Here is a 20,975-nt window from a genome sequence, read left to right as displayed (position 1 = left end):
GAAACTCCTGCCCTAATCTCCGTCAGGTGCGAAATCTCAGGTCAGGTGAGAATTGGGAAGGTGCGGGCCAGGAAACGCTTACGTCCGGAGTGACGGCACGCATTCCTACCGATCCCATTGTTTCCATGTCATCCGCCAATGGCGCGGCCGCCGTGCATTTGTCCCTGGCCGCAGTTTGCGCAAATTGGAACATTCTTCGCGCTCGTCAGTTCGTAGATCAATGAGCCGAGCCAAGCTCTCTATGGCAAAGGGAAATACACATGCACAGCATCATCTACTTGATCGGCCTGATCGTAATCGTTCTGGCCATCCTCAATTTCGTCGCCTGACATCCAGAAGAAGGAGCTGACCAATGTCTGATCAGACCACCAACAGACCCGACCCGGCGACCGAAGCCGGCCAAGATTTCAAGACGGCCGCTCGTGACACCGCCGATGCCGCGCGCAGCGTTGCCAGCGATGCCGCCCGCACCGTTCGCGGCGAAGCCGAAACCCGCGCCGAGAATGCCAAGAGCGGCGTTGCCGACGAGATCTCCGGGATCGCGTCCGCTCTGCGCAAGGCATCCGGCGAGATGCGCGAAGGCTCCCCGCAGGAGCGCACGTTCGGCCAGATCGCCGAAAGCCTCGCCGACGCGTCCGACGCCCTGCGTGACCGCGACCTTGGCGAAATGGCCCGCGACCTGTCGAATTTCGCACGCCGCAACCCGATGATCTTCCTCGGCGGCGCGGCGCTGGCCGGCTTTGCCGCCACGCGCTTTGCCAAGGCATCCTCATCGCGTCCGACCGGCGGCTATGCCTCCGACACCATGGGCGGAACGGGTTCCAACTACGCCACGAGCGGCTATGGCCGTCCCGCGGGATCGAGCAGCACGCCCTACGGCACGAGCGATCTGTCCTCCGGCACCACCACGCCGTCCACGCCGCGCCCGACCTATCCCGCCGGCGCCGCGCCGACGACCTCGACCACGTCCACGACCCCGGGCGTCACGTCCGACCGTTCGGACCTGACCGGCGCCACCGGAATGCCGAAAAAGGAGACGTTCTGATGGAAACCCGTGAACAGAAAACCTCCCCCGTCAACCTGGTGAGCGATGCCCTGACCCATGTCAGCGCGCTCGTGCGCAAGGAAGTCGACCTGGCGCGGGCCGAGATTGGCGAGAACGTCAACCGTGCCGGCATGGCTGTCGGCCTGCTGGTCGCCGGGGCCATCATCGCCCTTGTTGCCCTGAACGTGCTTGCCGCGGCCCTGGTCGCCGCCCTTGGCGAGATCATGGATGCCGGCTGGGCCGCGCTTCTGGTCGGTGTCATCTTTGCCATCATCGCCGCGGTGATGATTTCGAAAGGCACCAAGGACCTGAAGCTTTCGAGCCTCGCCCCCACGCGTACCGTAAAGAACGTTCAGCGTGATGCTGAAGCCGTCAAGGAGAGCACTAATGGCCACTGACAACCGCTCCGCAGCCGAGATCGAGCGCGAGATCGAGACCGAGCGCGCCGAACTCAAGGAAACCCTGTCCGACATCCAGGAATCCTTCTCCGCCGACGCGATCATGCGTCAGGTCACCGACCAGTTCCGTGAGCATGGCGGCGAGATCTCCCGCTCCGTCGCACGGTCGGTCCGTGACAACCCGATCGCCCTCGGCCTGACCGGGATCGGTCTTGCCTGGATGATCTTCGGCGACGGCCCCGGTCGCGCCCGCAGCCGCTGGGACGATGACCGTTTCCCCGAGGGATCGCGCCATGCCGCGATGGGCCGCGGCGATCCGCGTGATCCGGTTCCCGCCGGCTCCGGCCCGAACTGGACCGAGCCGCGTCACCTCGAGCGTGGCAGCAAGGCAAGCGGCGACACCGAAACCGTCTATGCCGGGACCACGGCCGGCAGCACGATGCCGACGCCTGCCAGCCGCTACAGCAGCTCCCCCGCGCAGCACGGCTCCGAGACCCATGGCCGTGGCTGGGGCGAAAGTGCCTCCGACGCGATGCATGGCGCCGGCAGTTCGGTACGCGACACCGCAAGCGGCATGCGCGACGGGATCAGCTCGCGCGCGCACCGTGCCGGTGACGGCATCTCGCGCCGCTGGGCCAGCGCACGGTCGGGCGTCTCCGCTCGTGCCGAGGCCACGCGGGTTCACGCCGCCGATCTGCGTTCGCGCATTTCGCACGGCACCGAGCAGATGAGCGAAGAGGCCCGCCGCCGTGTGATCGCGGCCCGCGAGCAGGCGATCCATGCCCGCGAGCAGGCCGCCGACGCCATGTCGCGCGGTGCGGACAAGGCCGCCGATGTCTATGAGGAGCATCCGCTCGTCGTGGGTGCGCTGGCCGTCGCCGTCGGCGCGGCGATCGCGGGTGCACTGCCCCGGACCCGGACCGAGGACGAGTATTTCGGCCATTACTCCGACGACCTCTATCACGAGGCCGAGCGGGTCTATGCCGAGGAGCGCTCCAAGATCGAAAAGGTGGCAAGCTCCGCTGCCAGCGAGGCGAAGAAGGCCGCGCGCGATCTGAAGGACGAGCTCGACTCGAACGCGCCCGAAGGCAAGACCGCTGCCGATAGCGCTGCCGACTCGCTGCGCGAGAAGAGCCGCAATGTCGCCGGCGCCGCAGAGACCAAAGCGAAGGAAGAAGATCTGGGCAATCCCCGGACCTGATCCCGTCTAGGGCTCGCCCCGGTCGCAAGGCCGGGGCCCATCGAAGGCGTGCCGCAACAGCGGCGCGCCTTTTTCGCATTTTGGAAATGGCATTGACGCGGGCTCGACCCCACCACGGTGCATGCAATGGGCTATCGCAGCCAATCGGCCCCTGCCCCGTCAGCCCCTGCCCTGTCAGCCGTCCAGCAGGGCCCTAGCGGCGCCGCGCGCCTCGCGCGTGACGACATCGCCGGCCAGCATGCGCGCGATTTCGTCGATCCGTTCATCTGGCCCGAGCGGCACCACGTTCGATGTCGTGATCTCGTCCACAACGGTCTTCTCCACCCGCCAGTGATGCTGTCCGAGCGCCGCGACCTGCGGGGAATGGGTCACGACGAGCACCTGCGCATCTCCGGCAAGGGCCGCCAGCCGCCGCCCGACTGCATCGGCCGTCGCGCCGCCCACGCCGCGATCGATCTCGTCGAAGATCAGGGTGAGACCCGAGGCGTTCTGTGTCAGGCAGACCTTCAGCGCGAGGAGAAACCGCGACAGCTCCCCCCCGGACGCGATCTTGGCCAGCGGCCCGGAGGGCGCCCCGGGATTGGTGGCCACGGTGAAGGCAACCGCGTCGAAGCCGTCGGGGCCGGGCTCGCCATCGGTAATGCGTGTCTCGAAGACGGCGCGCTCCATCTTCAACGGTGCCAACTCGGCGCGCATCGCGTTGTCGAGGCGCAGGGCCGCCTCTTGGCGCAGCGCTCTCAACCCGCCGGCAGCGGCCGCGTATTCCGCCTCGGCCGCGCGCAGATCCCGCTCCAGCGTATCGAGATCCTCCTGCCCGGCATCGAGTGCGGCGAGCCTGCCGCGGAGCATTTCGGCATGCTCGGCAAGGACGTCGGGCAGAACGTCGTATTTGCGCGCGAGACCCCGGATCGCGAAGAGCCGTTCCTCGGTCTCCTCGAGCTCACGCGGATCGTAGGACAGGACATCGAGACTGGCAGCGACGCCCTGTTCGGCATCGGCCAACTCATTGAGCGCGCGCGCAAGGGCGGCGATCGGGGCATCGAGGCTTCCCTCCGCGCCCTCGGCCGCGCCTTCGAGCCAGCGCAGCGCGTCGTTCAGCAGCGATTCGGCACCATCGGAGGAAAGAGCGGCATGGGCGCGCAGGATATCGCCGCGCACGCGCTCGGCGCCCTGCATCATGCGCCGGCGCAGATCGAGCTCCGCATCCTCACCGGCGCGCGGCGCCAGGCGGTCCAGCTCGCTCACGGAGTGGCGCAGGAACTCCTCCTCCTCGCGGATCGCATCGAGCACGCGGCGCGCGTCGGCAAGGGCCCTGCGCGTGCTGCTGCGTGCCCGCCATGCGCCCCGGCAGCGCGCGAGCGCATCACCCGCCCCGGCATACTCGTCGAGCAGGCGCTGATGCCCCTTGGGATCGAGAAGCCCGCGGTCGTCATGCTGCCCGTGCAGCTCGACAAGGGTCTCGCTGAGCCGGCGCAGCACGTCGCCGCTGGTCCGACGGTCGTTGACATAGGCCGTCTTGCGCCCCTCGGCGGTGTTCACCCGGCGCAGGATCAGCTCGTCGCCCCCCGCGATCCCCGCATCTTCGAGGACCGCGCGGGCCGGATGGCCATGCGGCAGGTCGAACCACGCCGTGACCTCCCCCTGCCGGGCACCCGCGCGTACAAGCTCGGCCCGGCCCCGCCATCCCAGCACGAAGCCGAGCGAATCGAGAAGGATCGACTTGCCCGCGCCCGTCTCTCCGGTCAGCACGTTCAGCCCCGGCTGAAATTCCAGCTCGAGCCGGTCGATGAGAAGCATGTCGCGTATGTCGAGACCGCGCAGCATGGATCAAGCCACTCCGATGGGTGTCAGCGCGGTCAGATCCATTCCCCGCGAATGACCTGCCTGTAGACGGAGGAAAGCCAGCCCTCGCCGGCAGGCTCCAGCGTCAGTCCGCGTCCGGTCAGCAGTGCATAGGCGTCCTGATACCACGGGGTGGCGCGGAAATTATGCCCGAGGATGGCGCCCGCGGTCCGCGCCTCGTCGGTCAGGCCAAGGGCGAGATAACTTTCGACCAGGCGCAGGAGGGCCTCGGGCGTATGCGTCGTCGTTTGGAACTGTTCGACCACGACGCGGAAACGATTGATGGCGGCCGTATAATGATCGCGCTTGAGATAATAGCGCCCGATCTCCATCTCCTTGCCCGCCAGGTGGTCGTAGGCCAGGTCGAACTTGAGGATGGCCGAGCGGGCATATTCGCTGTCGGGATAGGTCTCGATCACGGCACGCAGCGCCTGGAGGGCCTGGAATGTCAGGCCCTGGTCGCGGCCGACATCGTCGATCTGGTCATAAAAGCTCAGGGCGAGCAGGTATTGCGCATAGGCCGCGTCTTCCTCCCCGGAATAGAAGTCGAGATAGCGCTGCGCACTGGCGCGCGAATTCTCGTAATCCTCGTCGCGGTGATAGGCGAAAGCCTGCATGATGACAGCGCGGCGGGCCCATTCGGAATAGGGGTAGAGCCGTTCGACCTCACCGAAGACACGCGCCGCCTCCTCGGGGTTGCGGCTCTCGATCTCGAACTCGCCGCGCAGGAACAGCTCCTCGGCCGAGAAGCTGTCCAGCGGGACGTCACGGCTGGCGAATCCGCCCGAACATCCGGCCAGAACCAGTGGCAGGACAGCCGCGAAGGCCAACCTTCTTCCCCAAGCTCGCGACAGAACCGTCATGACATGCTCCATACCTGGCCGAACCGGTCCGGCCGGTCTTGTCGGGCGCAGACTTAACACAGATGAATCGAGGGCAAAACGCCTAAGCGGCGGGAAAACGGCCGCCGGCCTGCGGTCATGTCACGCAGGCACCAGTTGCCGCTCCTGCGGGCGCACCGCCGGCTCGGCGCCGCCGGGAAGACGCTGCGACAGGGCGGTATCGGCCACCACGAGACGGCAGGCGCCGGGCTGTGCGAAGAGGGTGCGCAGCAGGGCATTGGTCATCGCGTGCCCCGCCCGGTTGCCGGTGTAGCGCGCCAGAAGCGGCGCACCGGCCAGTGCCAGATCGCCGATCGCGTCGAGCATCTTGTGACGCACCGCCTCGTCGGCATGACGCAGCCCGCCGGGAGACAGCACCTGCGCGCCATCGACCACGACCGCGTTCTCGAGGCTGCCGCCAAGCGCGAGGCCACGGGCGCGCATCGCGTCCACGTCGGCCTTCCGGCAGAAGGTCCGGCTGTCGGCCAGTTCGGCAGCGAAGGCGTCGCGGCGCAGGCTGATCACACGGTTCTGGCGGCCGATCGCGGCATCGTCGAAGGCGATCGAGAAGTCGATCTCGAGCGCGTCGGCAGGCTCCAGCCGCGCGAAGGCGGCACCGTTGCGCACCTCCACCGTCTCCAGCACGCGCAGGGCCCGGACGGGCGCTCCCAGGCGGCGCAGGCCCGCGCGCAGGATCGCCTCCACGAAGGGCGCGGAGGATCCGTCGAGGATCGGCACCTCGGGTCCGTCGAGTTCGACCGTCAGGTTGTGGATGCCACAGCCCGAGATCGCGGCCATGACATGCTCGATCGTGCTGACATGAACGCCGTCGTCGTTGGAGATGCGGGTGCAGAGTTCGCCCTGCTGCACGCGGTCCCAGCGCGCAAGGATGCGCGGGTCGCGGTCCGTCACGTCACGGCGCAGGAACCGGATGCCCTGCTCGGCCGGCGCGGGAACGAGGGTAAGGCGCGCGGCCTTGCCCGAGTGCAAGCCGATGCCATCGAAGGAAACGGTCGTATTCAGCGTCGTTTGCATTTCAGGACCTCGCAGGGCGGCGCCACGGCCGGACAGGCGGTAGCGTGTGTCACTGAGCTAGGCGCAAGGCTCCCATGTCTCAACACAATTTGTGCAACCGATTGTTACATTGCGCGCGCAGTTGGGCGGGTTTTGGCCGCAATTCGCCTGCGAGAATTTGCAAGTCTTTGCCTGAAACGGAAAAAAGCCGGCTTGCGCCGGCTCTTTCCTCGATCATCGTGAGCCTTTGCCCGGGCTCAGTTGGCCTGCCGGCGCAGGAAGGCGGGGATTTCGATCCGCTCTTCCTCGGGGCTCATGTCGGGCTCTTCCTCGTAGCGCCGCACCGGGGGCGCCTGGCGGCGCGCGGCGGCGGCCTGGCCATGCGCGGCACGCTCACCGCCCTGCTCGGGATGACCGGTCATCCGGTTGATCAGCGAGTTGATCCCGCCGCCGAGGCGCGATCCGCCGGCATTGGGCGTCTCGTGGCCCTGGCCGGGATTGGCAGACTGACCGCCTGCGGAAGTGCCGGCCGAGGGCGCCTTTTGCACGGCCGCCTGCAGGCGCTCCATGGCTTCCGGCGAAGGATAGCCGGCAGCGCGGCGCGGCTGGGGCGCTTCGGCTGCCGGCTGCGCAGGCTCTGGGCGGTAGGCCGGCGCGGGCAACCCGCCATCGTCATCCTCGGTCATCTCGGTCTGCGGATCGACGCGGCGCTGCGTCTCGCGGTCATGGAACGACTCGCTCCGGCCGGACGCGGCCCAGTCCCGCTGCGGCTCGGCGGCATAGACTTCGCCGCGTCCCTGGCCTTGGGGCTGCTGGGGGGCTTCTTCGCGCGGGGCGGCGAGCGGCTCGGCCATGCGGCGACGCGGACCCGGCTCTTCGCCGCTCTTCTTCACCGTATCGATGCCAGTGGCGACGACGCTGACGCGCATCCGGCCGGACATGCCTTCGTCGAGGGTCGAGCCGACGATGATGTTGGCATCGCTGTCGACCTTGTCGCGGATCACGTTCGCGGCCTCGTCGAGTTCGAACAGGGTGAGGTCATGACCGCCGGTCACGTTGATCAGAACGCCCTTGGCACCGTTCAGGCTGATCTCGTCGAGCAGCGGGTTGGCGATGGCCTTCTCGGCGGCCTGCTGGGCGCGATCTTCGCCCTCCGCCTCGCCGGTGCCCATCATCGCCTTGCCCATCTCGTCCATCACCGCGCGCACGTCGGCGAAGTCGAGGTTGATGAGGCCCGGGCGCACCATCAGGTCGGTCACACCCTTGACGCCCTGGTAGAGCACGTCATCGGCGAGCGCGAAGGCCTCGGTGAACGTGGTTTTCTCGTTGGCGAGGCGGAAGAGGTTCTGGTTGGGAATGATGATCAGCGTGTCGACCATCTTCTGCAGGGCCTCGACCCCGTCCTCGGCCTGGCGCATCCGCTTGCCGCCCTCGAACTGGAAGGGCTTGGTGACGACGCCGACGGTCAGAACGCCCAGCTCGCGCGCGGCCTGCGCGATGATCGGCGCGGCGCCCGTGCCGGTGCCGCCGCCCATGCCGGCGGTGATGAAGCACATATGCGCACCCGCGAGGTGATCGACGATCTCCTCGATCGTCTCTTCGGCGGCGGCGGCGCCGACGGAGGGACGCGCGCCCGCGCCCAGCCCTTCGGTAACCTTCACGCCCATCTGCACCTTGGCCGGGGCCCGCGACTGCTGCAGCGCCTGCGCATCGGTATTGGCAACGACGAACTCGACCCCATCGAGCTGCTTCTCGATCATGTTGTTGACCGCGTTGCCGCCCGCCCCTCCAACGCCGAACACGGTAATCCGCGGCTTCAGCTCGTCCTGCTGGGGCATCATGAGATTCAATGTCATCGGTTTGTCCGCCTGTTTGCCTGACCCATCTAGCGAGGGCCTTCCGCCGTTTATTTCATTGCCGATCCTACAGAATCGGCGCTTTCGCGTCACCCTGAAAACACAAACGCCCTGCAAAACCTCACGCGCCGAATTGACAGATCGGCGGGATTTCGCATGCACTTCAACATCTGTGTCCTACCAATTGTCTTTGAACCATTTTACCGCGCGCTTCAGAGAACGGGACGGGTAGCGGTCCGCCGGGATCTCGAAATCCCACCATTCATCCTGCGGATGGGCGGCGAAAAGACACAAACCGACCGCGCTTGCGAATGCGGCACCCGTGACCTTCTCGGGCAATCCGCTGACCCGCAGTGGCCGGCCGATTCGGACGCGTTGTCCGAGGATGCGCGGGGCGAGCCCGTCGAGGCCGGGAATCTGGCTTGCCCCGCCGGTGAGAACGATCTGCTGGCTCGGCAGGTGGTCGAACCCGGCGGCGTCCAGACGCATGCGCACCTCCTCGAGGATCTCCTCCACGCGGGGGCGCATGATCCCGATCAGCTCGGCACGGCTGACCGTGCGCCTGTCATGCTCCCAGTCGCCCGACTCGCCGCCCAGCTCGATCAGGTCGCGATCGTCGACGCCCGTCGCGATCGCGCCGCCATGGATCGTCTTGAGCCGTTCGGCGGTGGCCAGCGGCACCTGCAAGCCCTTGGAGATGTCGGAGGTCACATGGTCGCCGCCCAGCCGCACGCTGTCCGAGTAGATCATGTGCTTCTTCATGAAGATCGACATGCCCGTCGCGCCGCCGCCCATGTCGATGCAGGCGGCGCCGAGTTCCTGCTCGTCCTCCATGAGGCTCGAGATCCCCGAGACATAGGCCGAGCTCGCCAGCCCCGCGAGCTCGAGATCGCAGCGTTTCACGCAGTGGATCAGGTTGGCCAGCGTGTTGCTCTCCACGCTCAGCAGGTGCATGTCGCAGGCGAGCTGCTGGCCGATCTGGCCGCGCGGATCGCTCAGGCCGCTGCGATGGTCGAGGGCGAAATTGACGGGCTGGGCATGCAGGACCTCGCGTCCCTCACCGATCGGCGGCATCTCGCAGGAGGCCATCGCGCGGGCGATGTCCTGCTCGGTGACCTGCGCCCCGTCGAGATCGATCTGCCCGGCGAGGCCGTAGCTGCGCGGTGCGCCGCCCGCGACGCAGGCGATCACGTGATCGACCCTGATCTGCGCCATCTTCTGCGCGGTCTGGACGGCGAGACGAATGGCCCGCTCCGTCTCCTGCATGGCGTCGATCTCGCCGAAGCGCACCCCGCGCGAGCGCGTCGTGGCCGCACCGATCACCCTGAAGGCGCTCTGCCCCGCCATCGAGCCGACCCCGTCCGAGGCGCGGAACCCGTCCGGCCCGTCGAAGCGCAGCACCAGGCAACCGATCTTGGACGTGCCCACGTCGAGGATCGCGATGACCCCGCGCTGCATGGCGGCGCGCCGCATGGCACGCATCGCCCGCTGGGACTGGTAGAGATCGGTCATCTAGTCGGCTCCCAATTCGCTGAGCTTGATCTTGCGCAATTCGCCGGCGGTGCCCGTCTGCATCCGCACCGTCGGCCGGCGGGCCATGCGCATGTCCACCTGCACGACATCGCGGCCCAGCAGATCCTGCGCCTGCTGCATCGCTATCACCTGCTCGAGCGCGCCGACAGGGTTGCGCTCGGGCAGCAGGATTCGCTGGCCGCGATCGAGGATCACGTCCCAGCGCCGATCGCCGATCCGCGCAAGGCCGCGCATCCGGCTCGACAGAAGCGCGCCCGTCGCCACCAATTCCAGCGCCTCGGCGGTCCGCGCGCCGGCCCCCTCGCCCGCCATCAGCGGCAGGTCGGGGCGCATCTCGCGCCCCTCGACGGTCTTGACCCTGTGACCGCGGCGGTCGAGCAGTTCGAGCCCGTCCGCACTGCGCCAGATGATCGCCGGGTGACGCTCGCGCACGTCGATCTGCAGCTGTCCGCCGGGGCGCACCCGCAGCGAGGCCGCCTCCACCGCGTCGAGCGCGGCGATGGTGCGCTGCATTTCGCCAAGATCGAGGTCGAATGAGCTGACCGGGAACCGGATGCCCAGAAGCGCGCCGATCTCGCGCGCGAGCGGGCCGGAGGCGCCGCCGACCTGCATCCCGGATACCATGAAGGTCTCGCGGTTCTGGAACGTCTCGATCAGCTCGTCGCTCCAGTCGCGCATCGCCTCGCGGCGTCCGGCATCGCCGATCACGACCGCCCCCGCCAGCGCCACGCCAAGGAGCGGCAGGCCGGTGGAGACGAGGCGCCTGACAGCGGGCGTCAGGGCCAGGCGGTTGAGCCTGTAGGCCAGGCGCGATGGCGCGGGATCGCGCCGGGCGGCACTACCCTGCGCCCCGCGTCTCAGCGATCGCATGAGGCGTCCTCCACCATCCAGCGGCACAGCGCGCCGAAATCGATGCCGCAATGCGCCGCCTGTTCGGGGGTCAGCGATGTCGGCGTCATGCCGGGCTGCGTGTTGACCTCGAGCAGGACCAGACCGTCGAGCCCGCGGCTCTCGTCCCAGCGGAAATCGGTCCGGCTCACGCCGCGGCAGCCGAGCGCGTCATGCGCGCGCTGCGCGTAATCGAGGCAGGCGGTGTGGATCTGTGCGGGGACCTGCGCCGGCACGACATGCCGCGAGCCGCCCTGGGTGTACTTGGCATCGTAGTCGTACCAGCCATCGGTGATGATGTCGGTGACGGCCAGCGCCCTGTCGCCCATCACCGTGGTCGTCAGCTCGCGCCCCGGCGCGAAACGCTCGACCATGACTGTCTCGGGCATGTCATCGGCGAGGATCGGCGGCGCGTTCGCCCCATCGCGCACCAGATAGATGCCGACCGAGGAGCCCTCGTTATAGGGTTTGACCACATAGGGCGGGTCCATCACGTGGCTGGCGGAGACATGCCGCGAGAAGGCGAGCAGCGATGGGACGACCGGCAGGCCGGCGCGCCGGAACGCCTCCTTGCTGCGCTCCTTGTCCATTGCGAGTGAGGAGGCCAGCACGCCCGAATGGGTATAGGGCACCCCCATCCACTCCAGGAGACCCTGCACGCAGCCATCCTCACCCCAGCGGCCATGCAGCGCGTTGAAAACGACGTCCGGGTTCAGATCGACGAGCCGGGCCGGCAGATCCGGTCCCGCATCGATCTCGGTCACATGGTATCCTTCGCTCCGCAATGCCGCCGCGCATTCGCGCCCGCTCGAAAGCGACACCGCACGTTCGCGCGATGGTCCGCCCATCAGGACGGCGACATTGGAGGCTGTCCTGCTCGACATCACCGCCACTCGTGCCTGCCCGGCGCCGTTCATCGGCCCCGCCTTTGTTTAGAGCCGCAGCGCCTCGTCCCCGAGGGCGCGTCTCGTGATCTGCTTTTTCTCAGCGTTCGGGCACTGCCGGATCACCGACGCGCCTTATCTCCCACTCTAACCGAATCTGGCTGTTTTGGAATACCTTATCTCTGACCTCCTCGCCCAGGGCCTCCAGGTCGGCGGCGCTCGCATCATCGGCATTCACGAGGAAATTCGGATGTTTGGGCGACATCTGCGCGCCGCCCCGCCTGGCGCCGCGAAGCCCCGCATCGTCGATCAGCTTCCAAGCCTTCAGGGCATGGCTGTCATCGGCGCGCCCGGTGGAGCTGGCGCCCGAGGGGTTGCGGAAGGTGCTTCCGGCGCTGCGTTCGCGCGTGGGCTGTGTCGCATCGCGGCGCTCGAGCTGCCCCTGCATGTGAGCATGCAGGGTCTCGGGATCGGCGGGGTCGGCGGCGAAACGCGCACCGGTCAGCACGCAGCCCTCTGGAAGCTCGCTGCTGCGATAGCCCAGGCGCAGATCCTCCGCCCGCAGGGTGATGCGCTCGCCGGACCGCGTGATCGCGTCGACGCCGACCAGGTGGTCGGAGACATAGGCGCCGTAGCATCCGGCATTCATCCGCACCGCGCCGCCGACCGCACCGGGAATGGTGCGCAGGAAGGTCAGATCGCGCCCGGCATCGGCGGCCTTGCGCGCCACATGCGCATCGAGCGCGGCGGCCCCCGCGCGGATCTCGCCCTCCTCGACCGCGATCTCGTTGAAGCCGCGTCCGAGCCGGATCACCACGCCGCGCAAGCCCCCGTCGCGCACGATGAGATTGCTCCCGACGCCCATGGGAAAGACCGGGATCTCGGGATCGAGCGCGCCGAGAAAGGCCATGAGATCCTCGGGGTCGGCGGGCTGGAAGAGCACCTCCGCCGGCCCGCCGACCCGCAGCCAGGTCACGGCCGCCAGCCCGAATGCCGGGCTGAGACGGCCGCGGACCTGCGGCAGGCGGTCGATCAGCGGCCCGGCCATCGGATCATTCCGCCGCGAAGGCGGGGGCCGCGGCGCCGCCTTGGCGCGGGCGCAGCACCCGGCGCAGACCATAATAGAGCGGCCAGCGCAGCAGCGACGCGCCGCAGCCCAGAACCAGCAGGCCGATCCACGGCCCGTTCTGCAACACGGTCCAGCCCAGAAGCGGCAACCCGACCGTCATCAGCGCTATGGCCGCGGGCCAGTGCCCGTGCCGGCTTGGCATGAGGGCCGCGACATTGGCGGTGATCATCCAGACGCAGGCGGCGATCAGAGAGGGGGTCATCGGCTGCTTCCTTCCACGGTTGCGCCCATCTGCGAGCTGGTCCAGCGTTCCAGGTGCTTGATCGGGTTGCGGGAGAGGGAAATGGCGCCGACCGCCATTGTCGCGGCCTCCCAGCCACCGAACTGCCACCATGTCCAGCCGATGAGCGCCGCGCCCGAAATCAGCAGCATCATACCGGCTGCCTGCTGGCGACGTGCCGGCAACTTGATGACGGCCAGCGCCGCGAGCGCCCATCCAAGGGCAAGTACTAAAGGCAACATTACATCGTTCTCCTGTTTACCTGTTTCGTGACGCCCGCCCGGCGCAGCCGGTCCGGAAGGGCATTGGCCCAAGTGCTGATGGTGCCGGCCCCGAGGCAAACGACCATGTCGCCCGGTCCGGCCTGCTCGCGCACCAGGCGCTCCAGATCATCCTCCGAAACGATGGCACGGGCATGGCGATGGCCATGCCGGATCAACCCGGCGACAAGATCATCGCGCCCGGCACCGTCGATCGGCGTCTCGCCGGCCGAGAACACCTCCGAGATGGCGACCACATCGGCATCGTTGAAGGCGCCGCAGAAATCCTCGAAGAGCGAATGCAGCCGCGAGTAGCGGTGCGGCTGATGCACCGCGATCACCCGGCCGCTCGTGGCCTGCCGCGCGGCCCTGAGCACGGCCGCGATCTCGACCGGGTGATGGCCGTAATCGTCGATCACCGTCACGCCGTCGACCTCGCCAACCCGGGTGAAGCGGCGGTTCACGCCGCCGAATTCGGCCAGGGCCTTGCGGATCTCGGCCCCCTTCATGCCCAGATGGCGTGCCACCGCGACCGCCGAAAGGGCGTTGCTGACATTGTGATCGCCCGGCATCGGCAGGACGCATCCCTCGATCACCTTTTTTTCTGCCTGCAGCGCGATGTCGAAATGCGCGCAACCCGCCTCGTAGCGCAGGTTGATGGCGCGCACATCGGCCTGGGCGTTGAAACCGAAGGTGGTGACGCGCCGATCGGTGATCTTGCCGACGAGGCTCTGGACCTCGGCATGATCGGTGCAGCAGACGGCCAGCCCGTAGAAGGGAATGTTCGAGACGAAATCGACGAAACCCTGGCGCAGCCGGTCGAAGCTGCCCCAATGCTCCATGTGTTCGGGGTCGATATTGGTCACGATCGCGATCGTGGCCGGCAGGCGGTTGAAGGTGCCGTCGCTCTCGTCGGCCTCGACCACCATCCAGTCGCCGGTGCCCACGCGGGCATTCGATCCATAGGCATGGATGATGCCGCCATTGATTACCGTCGGGTCGATCCCGCCCTCGTCGAGCAGCGCCGCGACCATCGTGGTCGTGGTGGTCTTGCCATGGGTGCCGGCGACCGCGATGTTCGACTTGAGCCGCATCAGCTCGGCCAGCATTTCCGCCCGGCGCACCACCGGCATGCCGCGGGCGCGGGCGGCGTCGAGCTCGGGATTGCCCGCCTTGATCGCGGAGGAGATCACCACGACTTCCGCCTGCGCGAGGTTGTCGGCGCTCTGCCCCTCGTAGATCACCGCGCCGAGTTCCTCGAGCCGCCGCGTGATCTTGGAATGCTTCAGATCCGATCCCTGGACGCGGTAGCCGTGGTTGAGCAGCACCTCGGCGATGCCGGACATGCCGATCCCGCCGATGCCGACGAAGTGGATGGCGCCCATCTCGGTGGGCAGCTTGGTTGCGGCGGCGTTCATCGGCTCAGTCCATTCTGGGAAGGTTGCGGTCGGTCCGGCATGTCGCGGCCCGACACCTCTTCGACAAGCGCCAGCAGGCGCGACACCGCGTCGGGGCGGCCGAGGGCGCGGGCGGCGGTGGCCATCGCCTCGGCCCGCGCCGGATCGGCGAGGATCGCCTCGATCTCGGCGGCGAGGTCGGAGGAGCCGAGCCCCGTTTCGCGCAGAACGCTGGCCGCTCCCGCCGCGTCCAGCGCGCGCGCATTGGCGGTCTGGTGATCCGAGGCGGCCGCGGCGAAGGGGATCAGGATCGAGGGACGTCCGATCACCGTGATATCGGCAATCGAAGAGGCGCCTGCCCGGCTGATCACGAGCGCGGCGCGCGCCATGCGCTCGGGCACATCGGCGAAGAAGGGCTCGATCCGTGCCGGGATACCACTGGCGGCATAGGCCGCGCGCACACGCTCGACATCCTCGGGCCGCGCCTGCTGCGCCACGCTCAGGCGGCGGCGCAGCCCCTCGGGCAAGGCGCCGATCGCCTCGGGGACGATATCCGACAGGATGCGCGCGCCCTGGCTGCCGCCGATCACGAGGATCTCGAGCGACCCGCCCTCCTGCATGGCGGCATAGGGCGCGGCGGCCTGATCGGCGACCGCGCCGCGCACTGGATTGCCGGTATGGACGGCCTCCACCCCCTTGGGCATTCGCTCGGGCATCACCCCGCAGGCGACCCTGGCGACATGGCGCGCGAAGAGCTGGTTGACCCGGCCGAGAACGCCGTTCTGTTCGTGGATGATGGCCGGCACGCCCAGGAGCCGCGCCGCCGACAGGGCCGGGATGGAAGGGTATCCGCCGAAGCCCGCCACGATGTCGGGGCGGTCCCGGCGCATCACGCGCAAGGCACCCCACACGCCGGCGGCGATCCGCGCGGGCACGGCAAGGCGCGCCTTCAGGCCGCCGCGCGCGAAGGTGGCCGAGCGCAGGACCGAGCGTACCACGGCAGGCGGAAAGCCATCGGCATAACGTGCGCCGCGCGCATCCGTGCTCAGCGTCACGCGCCAGCCGCGGGCCAGGAGCGCCTCCGAGAGGGCCTGGGCGGGAAACATGTGGCCCCCGGTGCCGCCCGCCGCGATCATCGCATGGGGCGCGGCACCGGCCTGGACCTTCGCATTTGCCATCGGATCAGCTCCTGCGGCTCAGAAGGATGTCACCGATCTCGCCTTGCGGACGGATGCGGGTGAAGGCCAGAAGCATTCCCACCGCGATCCCGCCGGCGATCAGCGAGGAGCCGCCATAGCTGACGAAGGGAAGCGTCATGCCCTTGGCGGGCAGAAGGCGCACCGCAACGCCCATGTTGATCATCGCCTGGACGCCGAACATGCAGGCAAGGCCGGTCCCGGCGAGCCGGATGAAGGGATCGCGCTCGCGCATCAGGCGGATCAGGGAGCGGACCACGATCGTGGCATAGAGGGCGATCACCGCCAGCACGAGGACGAGGCCGTATTCCTCGGCCGCGACGGCGATGATGAAATCGGTATGGGCATCGGGCAGCGACCATTTCACCTGCCCCTCGCCAACGCCGACGCCGAAGAGCCCGCCCTCGCGGATCGCGTTGGTGGCATAGCCGAGCTGGGTCGTCGGCTCGACATCCGGGGATAGGAAGCCGTCGATCCGCCGCGCGAAATGCTCCGACGAGTTATAGGCGAAGGTGCCGGCGAGAAAGACCATTCCCGCCATACCGATCAGCAGGATGATCGGGGCGCCGGCGACGAACCACATGACGCCCCAGCCGAACAGGACAAGGCTCGCCTGCCCGAAATCGGGCTGCAGCGCCAGCATGACCACGATCAGCAGGGTCAGCGCGAGGGACATCGTCTTGCCCGGCGGCCCGTTCAGGTCCAGCGAGGATGAGATCATCCAGGCCGCGACCACCACGAAGCCGGGCTTGAGGAACTCCGAAGGCTGCACCGAGGCGAAGCCGAGCGAGTACCAGCGCACCGCGCCCTTGCCGAAATCGGTCCCCGCGAAAGGCAGGCCCAGAAGCGCGAGGAAGGCGAACACGAAACCGATCACCGCGAGGCGGCGCACCAGCTGCGGCGACATCATGGTGGTCAGGATCAGGGCCAGTATGGCAAGCCCGCCAAAGAAGGTCTGACGCTCGACATAATGGAAGGACTGGAAGCCGTTGCGCTCGGCAAGGGGCGGCGAGGAGGCGAGCCCGAGAAGCAGGCCGATGCCGAACAGCAACAGAACGCAGGTCAGGGACCATCTGTCGATGGTGTTCCACCAACGGGGAAGAATCGGCTCGCCATCCCGTGAAGGGAGCGTGCCATAGACCATTTCAGTCATGGGATACCGCTATGTGCTGCCTCAGATTCGCCCGTTTGCCGGGTCTGCCTACAAGGATAGCGCAAGAATACTCGCGGCGCTACCTAAGATAGTGGCGAGACTGTGGTAAGCCCGCTCGATTGTCGCGAACGCCCGGCGGGTGGCATTCCGGGGGGCGTTCATGCCGCGCGGAGTGGCCTTCGGCAATCGGCACGGGCGGCCCGGATCACGGCCACCGGACAGGATGGCCGCCGGGGGCGCCTTCAAGAATACTTGCCAAGCGCCCTGCCCCATGCTCGAAGCGCCGGATGATGATGCAGGACGAATTCGATACCGTGATCCTCGGCGCCGGCGCGGCGGGGATGATGTGCGCGGCCCATGCCGGCGGCAGGGTGCTCGTGATCGACCACGCACGCGCGCCGGGCGAGAAGATCCGGATCTCGGGCGGCGGACGCTGCAACTTCACCAATACCGGCTGCGGGCCGGAAAATTTCCTGTCGGCCAACCCGCATTTCGCCAAGTCCGCGCTCAGCCGCTACGGCCCGTGGGACTTCCTCGATCTCGTGCAAAGGCACAAGATCGCCTGGCACGAGAAGACCCTGGGACAGCTTTTCTGCGACGGCTCGGCGCGCCAGATCGTCGAGATGCTGCTTGCCGAAATGCGCGGCGCGGGAGCCGAGCTGTGGCTGCGGGCCGAGCCCGGGGCCATCACGCATGGGCCGGACGGCTTCGCGATCGATGTTGATCGCGAAGGACAGCGCCGCCGTGTCTCCTGCCGCAATCTCGTCCTGGCGACAGGCGGCAAGTCGATCCCGAAAATGGGTGCGAGCGGGCTGTCCTACCGGATCGCCGAGCAGTTCGGTCTCTCGCTTCGCAGCACCCGGCCGGGGCTCGTCCCGCTGACCTTCGGGCTCGCCGATCTCGACTGGATCACCCCGATGGCGGGGGTCGCGGCCCCGGCGCGCGTCACCGCCGGCCAGGGGCCGGGCACGGCCAGCTTCGAGGAGGCGCTGCTCTTCACCCATCGCGGCCTTTCGGGCCCCGCCATCCTGCAAGCCTCGAGCTACTGGAACGAAACCGCGACGGTGACGATCGATCTCGACCCCGCAGGCGCCGTGTTGCCGATGCTGCGCGGCGCGCGGGCCAAGACCGGGCGCAAGACGGTCCCGACACTGCTCTCCGGCCCCCTGCCCGCGCGGCTCGCCGCCCATCTCGCCGCCGCCGCCGGGGTCGAGGGCCGGGTCGGCGATCTGCCGGACGCGGCCCTTACCCGGCTCGAGGACATTTTGCGCCGGCGCAAGCTCATCCCGTCGGGCACCGAAGGCTACCGCACCGCCGAGGTCACGCTCGGCGGCATCGACACGGACGGCCTCGACAGCCGGAGCCTGCGCGCCCGGGCCATGCCGGGGCTCTACGCGATCGGGGAGGCGGTCGATGTGACCGGCTGGCTCGGCGGCTACAATTTCCAATGGGCCTGGGCCTCGGGATACGCCGCCGGCACGGCAATCGCCGCCGGCACGGCCCGGCGCGGGGCCTGACCCCCGTTCGCGCGGCCATGCCTGCCGGTCCGCCATACGGCACGCGGCGACGGCGTTCCGCTCCGGATCAGCCTTCGCCGCGCTCCAACCGCCGGACCAGTTCCACGAAAGCCGTGCCCCTGGCCTCGAAATCGGCGAACTGGTCGAAGCTCGCCGCCGCCGGTGCCAGAAGCACCGTCTCGCCCGGCTCGGCATCGCGATGCGCCGCCGCGACCGCCGCCTCCATCGTGCCGCAGATCTCGTAGGGAACGGACCCCAACTGCAACCCGAACTCTCTCGCCGAATGTCCGATGAGATAGGCCTTCGCCACCCCGCCGGTGACGGGCGCGAGCGCGGCGATCCCGCCCTCCTTGCCGAGCCCCCCGGCGATCCAGCGGATCTTGCCGAAAGCCTGGAGCGCCTTGGCGGCGCTGTCGGCATTGGTGGCCTTGCTGTCGTTGACATAACGCACGCCGTCGATCTGCGCGACCATCTGGCTGCGATGCGGCAACCCGGCGAAATCGCGCAATCCCGCCTCGATGACGCGCGGCGACATGCCGATCGCCCTGAGCGCGCCATAGGCATGGCAGGCATTTTGATGGTTGTGCGTTCCGGGGAGCCCGGCGATCTCGCGCAGGTCGATGCTGGCCGCCTGGCGTCCCTTGCGCCATTCCACCAGATGCCCCTTATGCGCGTAGATCGACCAGCCCGGTCCGCGCAGACGGCGGCCGGTGGCCACGGCGATGAGCCGGTCGTCGGCGAGCCCCTCGGCAAGCTGGTTGGCCAGGAACAGGCCCTCGGGCTCGTCGGTGCCGATCACCGCGCGGTCCGGTCCGCCCTCGGCGAATAGCCGGCGCTTGGCCGCGAAATAGCCTCCATGCCCGCCATGACGGTCGAGATGGTCGGGGGTGAGATTGGTGAAGACGGCGACATCGGGGGTCAGGGCGCGCGCCAGCTCGATCTGGTAGCTGCTCAGCTCGAGCACGACGACGCCCCCCTCGCCGGGCGGGTCGATGTCGAGCACGCCGCGCCCGATGTTGCCGGCAAGCTGCGCCCGGCGTCCCGCCGATTGCAGGATGTGATGGACCAGGGCCGAAGTCGTCGACTTGCCGTTCGATCCGGTGATCGCGATCACCCGCGGCAGGGTGTCGAACCGCTCCCAGTCCGGGGTCGCGACGGAGCGGAAGAAAAGGCCGATATCGTTGTCGATGGGAACCCCGGCGCGCATCGCGGCCATGATCGCGGGATGCGGCGCGGGATAAAGATGCGGAATGCCGGGCGAGACGATCAGCGCATCGACCCCTTCAAAGGCATCCGCCCGGTTCGGGTCGTGCAGCGTCAACCCCTCGGCCTGCGCCGCCTCCTGCGCCTGCGGCCCGTCATCCCAGCACAGGGCCTGCGCGCCGCCCGCCTCGAGCGCGCGCGCCGCCGCGAGGCCGGAGCGCCCGAGCCCGAGCACCATCACCCGGCGCCCCTCGTGACCGCGCACCGCGATCATGTCAGCGCACCTTCAGCGTGGCGAGCCCGATCAGGGCGAGGATGAGGGAGATGATCCAGAAGCGGATCACGATCTGCGGCTCGGCCCATCCCTTCTTCTCGAAATGGTGGTGGATCGGCGCCATGAGGAACACCCGCTTGCCGGTGCGCTTGAAGTAGAAGACCTGGATGATGACCGAGAGCGCCTCGACGACGAAGAGCCCGCCGACGATTGCCAGGACGATCTCGTGCTTGGTCGCGACCGCGATCGCGCCGAGCGCGCCGCCGAGCGCAAGGCTTCCGGTATCGCCCATGAAGACCGCCGCGGGGGGCGCGTTGTACCACAGGAAGCCGAGCCCCCCACCGATCAGACCAGCGCAGAAGACGAGGATCTCGCCGGTTCCGGGTACATAATGCACCTCGAGGTAATCGGTGAAATCCACCCGCCCGACGGCATAGGCGATGGCGCCCAGCGCGCTTGCCGCGATCATCACCGGCATGATGGCCAGCCCGTCGAGCCCGTCGGTGAGGTTCACCGCGTTGGCCGCGCCGACGATCACGAACATCGCGAAGGGGATGAAGAGGAAGCTCATGTCCACCAGCAGGTTCTTGAAGATCGGCACGGCGAGCTGGTTGGTCAGTTCTGGCGGATGGAACCAGACCGCCCAGGCCGCCGCGATCCCGGCGATGGTGAAACCGAGCGCGAGGCGCGTCCGGCCCGGCACGCCCTTGTGGTTGTTGCGCGAGACCTTGGCATAATCGTCGGCGAAGCCGATCAGCCCGAAGCCGATCGTCACGAAGAGCACCATCCAGACATAGGGCGTGTCGAGCCGCGCCCAAAGGAGGGTCGACAGGATCACCGCGCCCAGGATCAGCACGCCCCCCATGGTCGGGGTTCCGGCCTTGCCGATATGGCCCTCGGGACCGTCGGTGCGGATCGGCTGACCATGCTGCTGACTGCGGCGCAGCAAGTCGATCAGGGGACGGCCGAAGAGGAACCCGAAGACCAGCGCCGTGAAGAAGGCGCCGCCGGATCGGAAGGTGATGTAGCGGAAAAGGTTGAAGACGCCGCCACCATCGGAAAGCTCCGTCATCCAGAAAAGCAT

At 68.1% G+C, this 20,975-nt stretch carries 20 protein-coding genes; 5 read left to right on the top strand and 15 right to left on the bottom strand.

Annotated features, from left to right (window positions below):
* The 4 genes from PMES_RS16725 to PMES_RS11680 form a co-directional block, all read left to right on the top strand.
* Positions 1-224, top strand: a 224-nt coding sequence (locus PMES_RS16725; RefSeq protein WP_236549786.1) for a hypothetical protein, incomplete at its 5' end; no start/stop codon positions are given.
* Between the two features lie 128 nt (positions 225-352).
* Positions 353-1,045, top strand: coding sequence for a hypothetical protein (locus PMES_RS16605; RefSeq protein WP_201288993.1), 693 nt, complete (start codon positions 353-355; stop codon positions 1,043-1,045).
* Positions 1,045-1,443, top strand: coding sequence for a phage holin family protein (locus tag PMES_RS11685; protein WP_159965864.1), 399 nt, complete (start codon positions 1,045-1,047; stop codon positions 1,441-1,443). Before PMES_RS16605 ends, PMES_RS11685 begins: the two co-directional genes overlap by 1 nt.
* Positions 1,433-2,644 carry a DUF3618 domain-containing protein gene (locus tag PMES_RS11680; protein ID WP_159965863.1) on the top strand — a complete coding sequence of 404 codons (1,212 nt, stop codon included), beginning with the start codon at positions 1,433-1,435 and terminating at the stop codon, positions 2,642-2,644. The genes PMES_RS11685 and PMES_RS11680 overlap by 11 nt, the downstream gene beginning before the upstream one ends.
* Positions 2,645-2,818: 174 nt before the next feature.
* Here PMES_RS11680 and recN read toward each other — a convergent pair whose 3' ends face one another.
* The 13 genes from recN to PMES_RS11615 form a co-directional block, all read right to left on the bottom strand.
* Entirely contained in the window at positions 2,819-4,468 is a 1,650-nt protein-coding gene (gene recN, locus PMES_RS11675) for a DNA repair protein RecN (RefSeq protein WP_159965862.1), read from the bottom strand.
* A 32-nt stretch (positions 4,469-4,500) separates the two neighbouring features.
* A complete protein-coding gene (locus PMES_RS11670; RefSeq protein ID WP_159965861.1) occupies positions 4,501-5,349 on the bottom strand; it encodes an outer membrane protein assembly factor BamD in 849 nt (282 codons plus the stop codon).
* Positions 5,350-5,469: 120 nt separating this feature from the next.
* A complete protein-coding gene (gene lpxC / locus PMES_RS11665; protein ID WP_159965860.1) occupies positions 5,470-6,402 on the bottom strand; it encodes a UDP-3-O-acyl-N-acetylglucosamine deacetylase in 933 nt (310 codons plus the stop codon).
* Positions 6,403-6,638: 236 nt separating this feature from the next.
* Entirely contained in the window at positions 6,639-8,237 is a 1,599-nt protein-coding gene (ftsZ, locus tag PMES_RS11660; protein ID WP_159965859.1) for a cell division protein FtsZ, read from the bottom strand.
* A gap of 177 nt (positions 8,238-8,414) precedes the next feature.
* Positions 8,415-9,749 carry a cell division protein FtsA gene (gene ftsA, locus PMES_RS11655; protein ID WP_159965858.1) on the bottom strand — a complete coding sequence of 445 codons (1,335 nt, stop codon included), beginning with the start codon at positions 9,747-9,749 and terminating at the stop codon, positions 8,415-8,417.
* Positions 9,750-10,640, bottom strand: coding sequence for a cell division protein FtsQ/DivIB (locus PMES_RS11650; protein WP_159965857.1), 891 nt, complete (start codon positions 10,638-10,640; stop codon positions 9,750-9,752). It abuts the gene before it with no gap.
* Positions 10,628-11,542, bottom strand: coding sequence for a D-alanine--D-alanine ligase (locus tag PMES_RS11645; protein ID WP_159965856.1), 915 nt, complete (start codon positions 11,540-11,542; stop codon positions 10,628-10,630). Before PMES_RS11645 ends, PMES_RS11650 begins: the two co-directional genes overlap by 13 nt.
* Before the next feature lie 100 nt (positions 11,543-11,642).
* Positions 11,643-12,590 (bottom strand): UDP-N-acetylmuramate dehydrogenase, encoded by a 948-nt coding sequence (gene murB, locus PMES_RS11640; protein ID WP_159965855.1) that lies wholly within the window; start codon positions 12,588-12,590, stop codon positions 11,643-11,645.
* 4 nt (positions 12,591-12,594) lie between these two features.
* Positions 12,595-12,873, bottom strand: a complete 279-nt coding sequence (locus PMES_RS11635; protein ID WP_159965854.1) for a DUF2484 family protein — start codon at positions 12,871-12,873, stop codon at positions 12,595-12,597.
* Positions 12,870-13,133, bottom strand: a complete 264-nt coding sequence (locus PMES_RS11630; RefSeq protein WP_159965853.1) for a DUF2484 family protein — start codon at positions 13,131-13,133, stop codon at positions 12,870-12,872. The genes PMES_RS11635 and PMES_RS11630 overlap by 4 nt, the downstream gene beginning before the upstream one ends.
* Positions 13,133-14,569 (bottom strand): UDP-N-acetylmuramate--L-alanine ligase, encoded by a 1,437-nt coding sequence (murC, locus tag PMES_RS11625; protein ID WP_159965852.1) that lies wholly within the window; start codon positions 14,567-14,569, stop codon positions 13,133-13,135. The genes PMES_RS11630 and murC overlap by 1 nt, the downstream gene beginning before the upstream one ends.
* Positions 14,566-15,726 carry an undecaprenyldiphospho-muramoylpentapeptide beta-N-acetylglucosaminyltransferase gene (gene murG / locus PMES_RS11620; RefSeq protein ID WP_201288992.1) on the bottom strand — a complete coding sequence of 387 codons (1,161 nt, stop codon included), beginning with the start codon at positions 15,724-15,726 and terminating at the stop codon, positions 14,566-14,568. The genes murC and murG overlap by 4 nt, the downstream gene beginning before the upstream one ends.
* Positions 15,727-15,730: 4 nt before the next feature.
* Positions 15,731-16,897 (bottom strand): peptidoglycan glycosyltransferase FtsW, encoded by a 1,167-nt coding sequence (locus tag PMES_RS11615; RefSeq protein ID WP_159965851.1) that lies wholly within the window; start codon positions 16,895-16,897, stop codon positions 15,731-15,733.
* A gap of 293 nt (positions 16,898-17,190) precedes the next feature.
* On the opposite strand from PMES_RS11615, the gene PMES_RS11610 reads away from it, so the two are divergent.
* The gene (locus tag PMES_RS11610; protein ID WP_159965878.1) at positions 17,191-18,414 is read left to right on the top strand and encodes a BaiN/RdsA family NAD(P)/FAD-dependent oxidoreductase; all 1,224 of its coding nucleotides are present in this window, start codon (positions 17,191-17,193) and stop codon (positions 18,412-18,414) included.
* A 67-nt stretch (positions 18,415-18,481) separates the two neighbouring features.
* On the opposite strand, the gene murD is transcribed toward PMES_RS11610, so the two are convergent.
* On the bottom strand, positions 18,482-19,891 hold the full coding sequence (murD, locus tag PMES_RS11605; protein WP_159965850.1) for a UDP-N-acetylmuramoyl-L-alanine--D-glutamate ligase: 1,410 nt from the start codon (positions 19,889-19,891) through the stop codon (positions 18,482-18,484).
* Between the two features lies 1 nt (position 19,892).
* Positions 19,893-20,975 (bottom strand): phospho-N-acetylmuramoyl-pentapeptide-transferase, encoded by a 1,083-nt coding sequence (gene mraY / locus PMES_RS11600; protein WP_159965849.1) that lies wholly within the window; start codon positions 20,973-20,975, stop codon positions 19,893-19,895.

The sequence above is a fragment of the Profundibacterium mesophilum KAUST100406-0324 genome (assembly GCF_009835145.1).
Classification (GTDB): domain Bacteria; phylum Pseudomonadota; class Alphaproteobacteria; order Rhodobacterales; family Rhodobacteraceae; genus Profundibacterium; species Profundibacterium mesophilum.
Note: the sequence above shows the minus strand (reverse complement) of the source record. Positions and strands in the feature narration are given on the sequence as shown.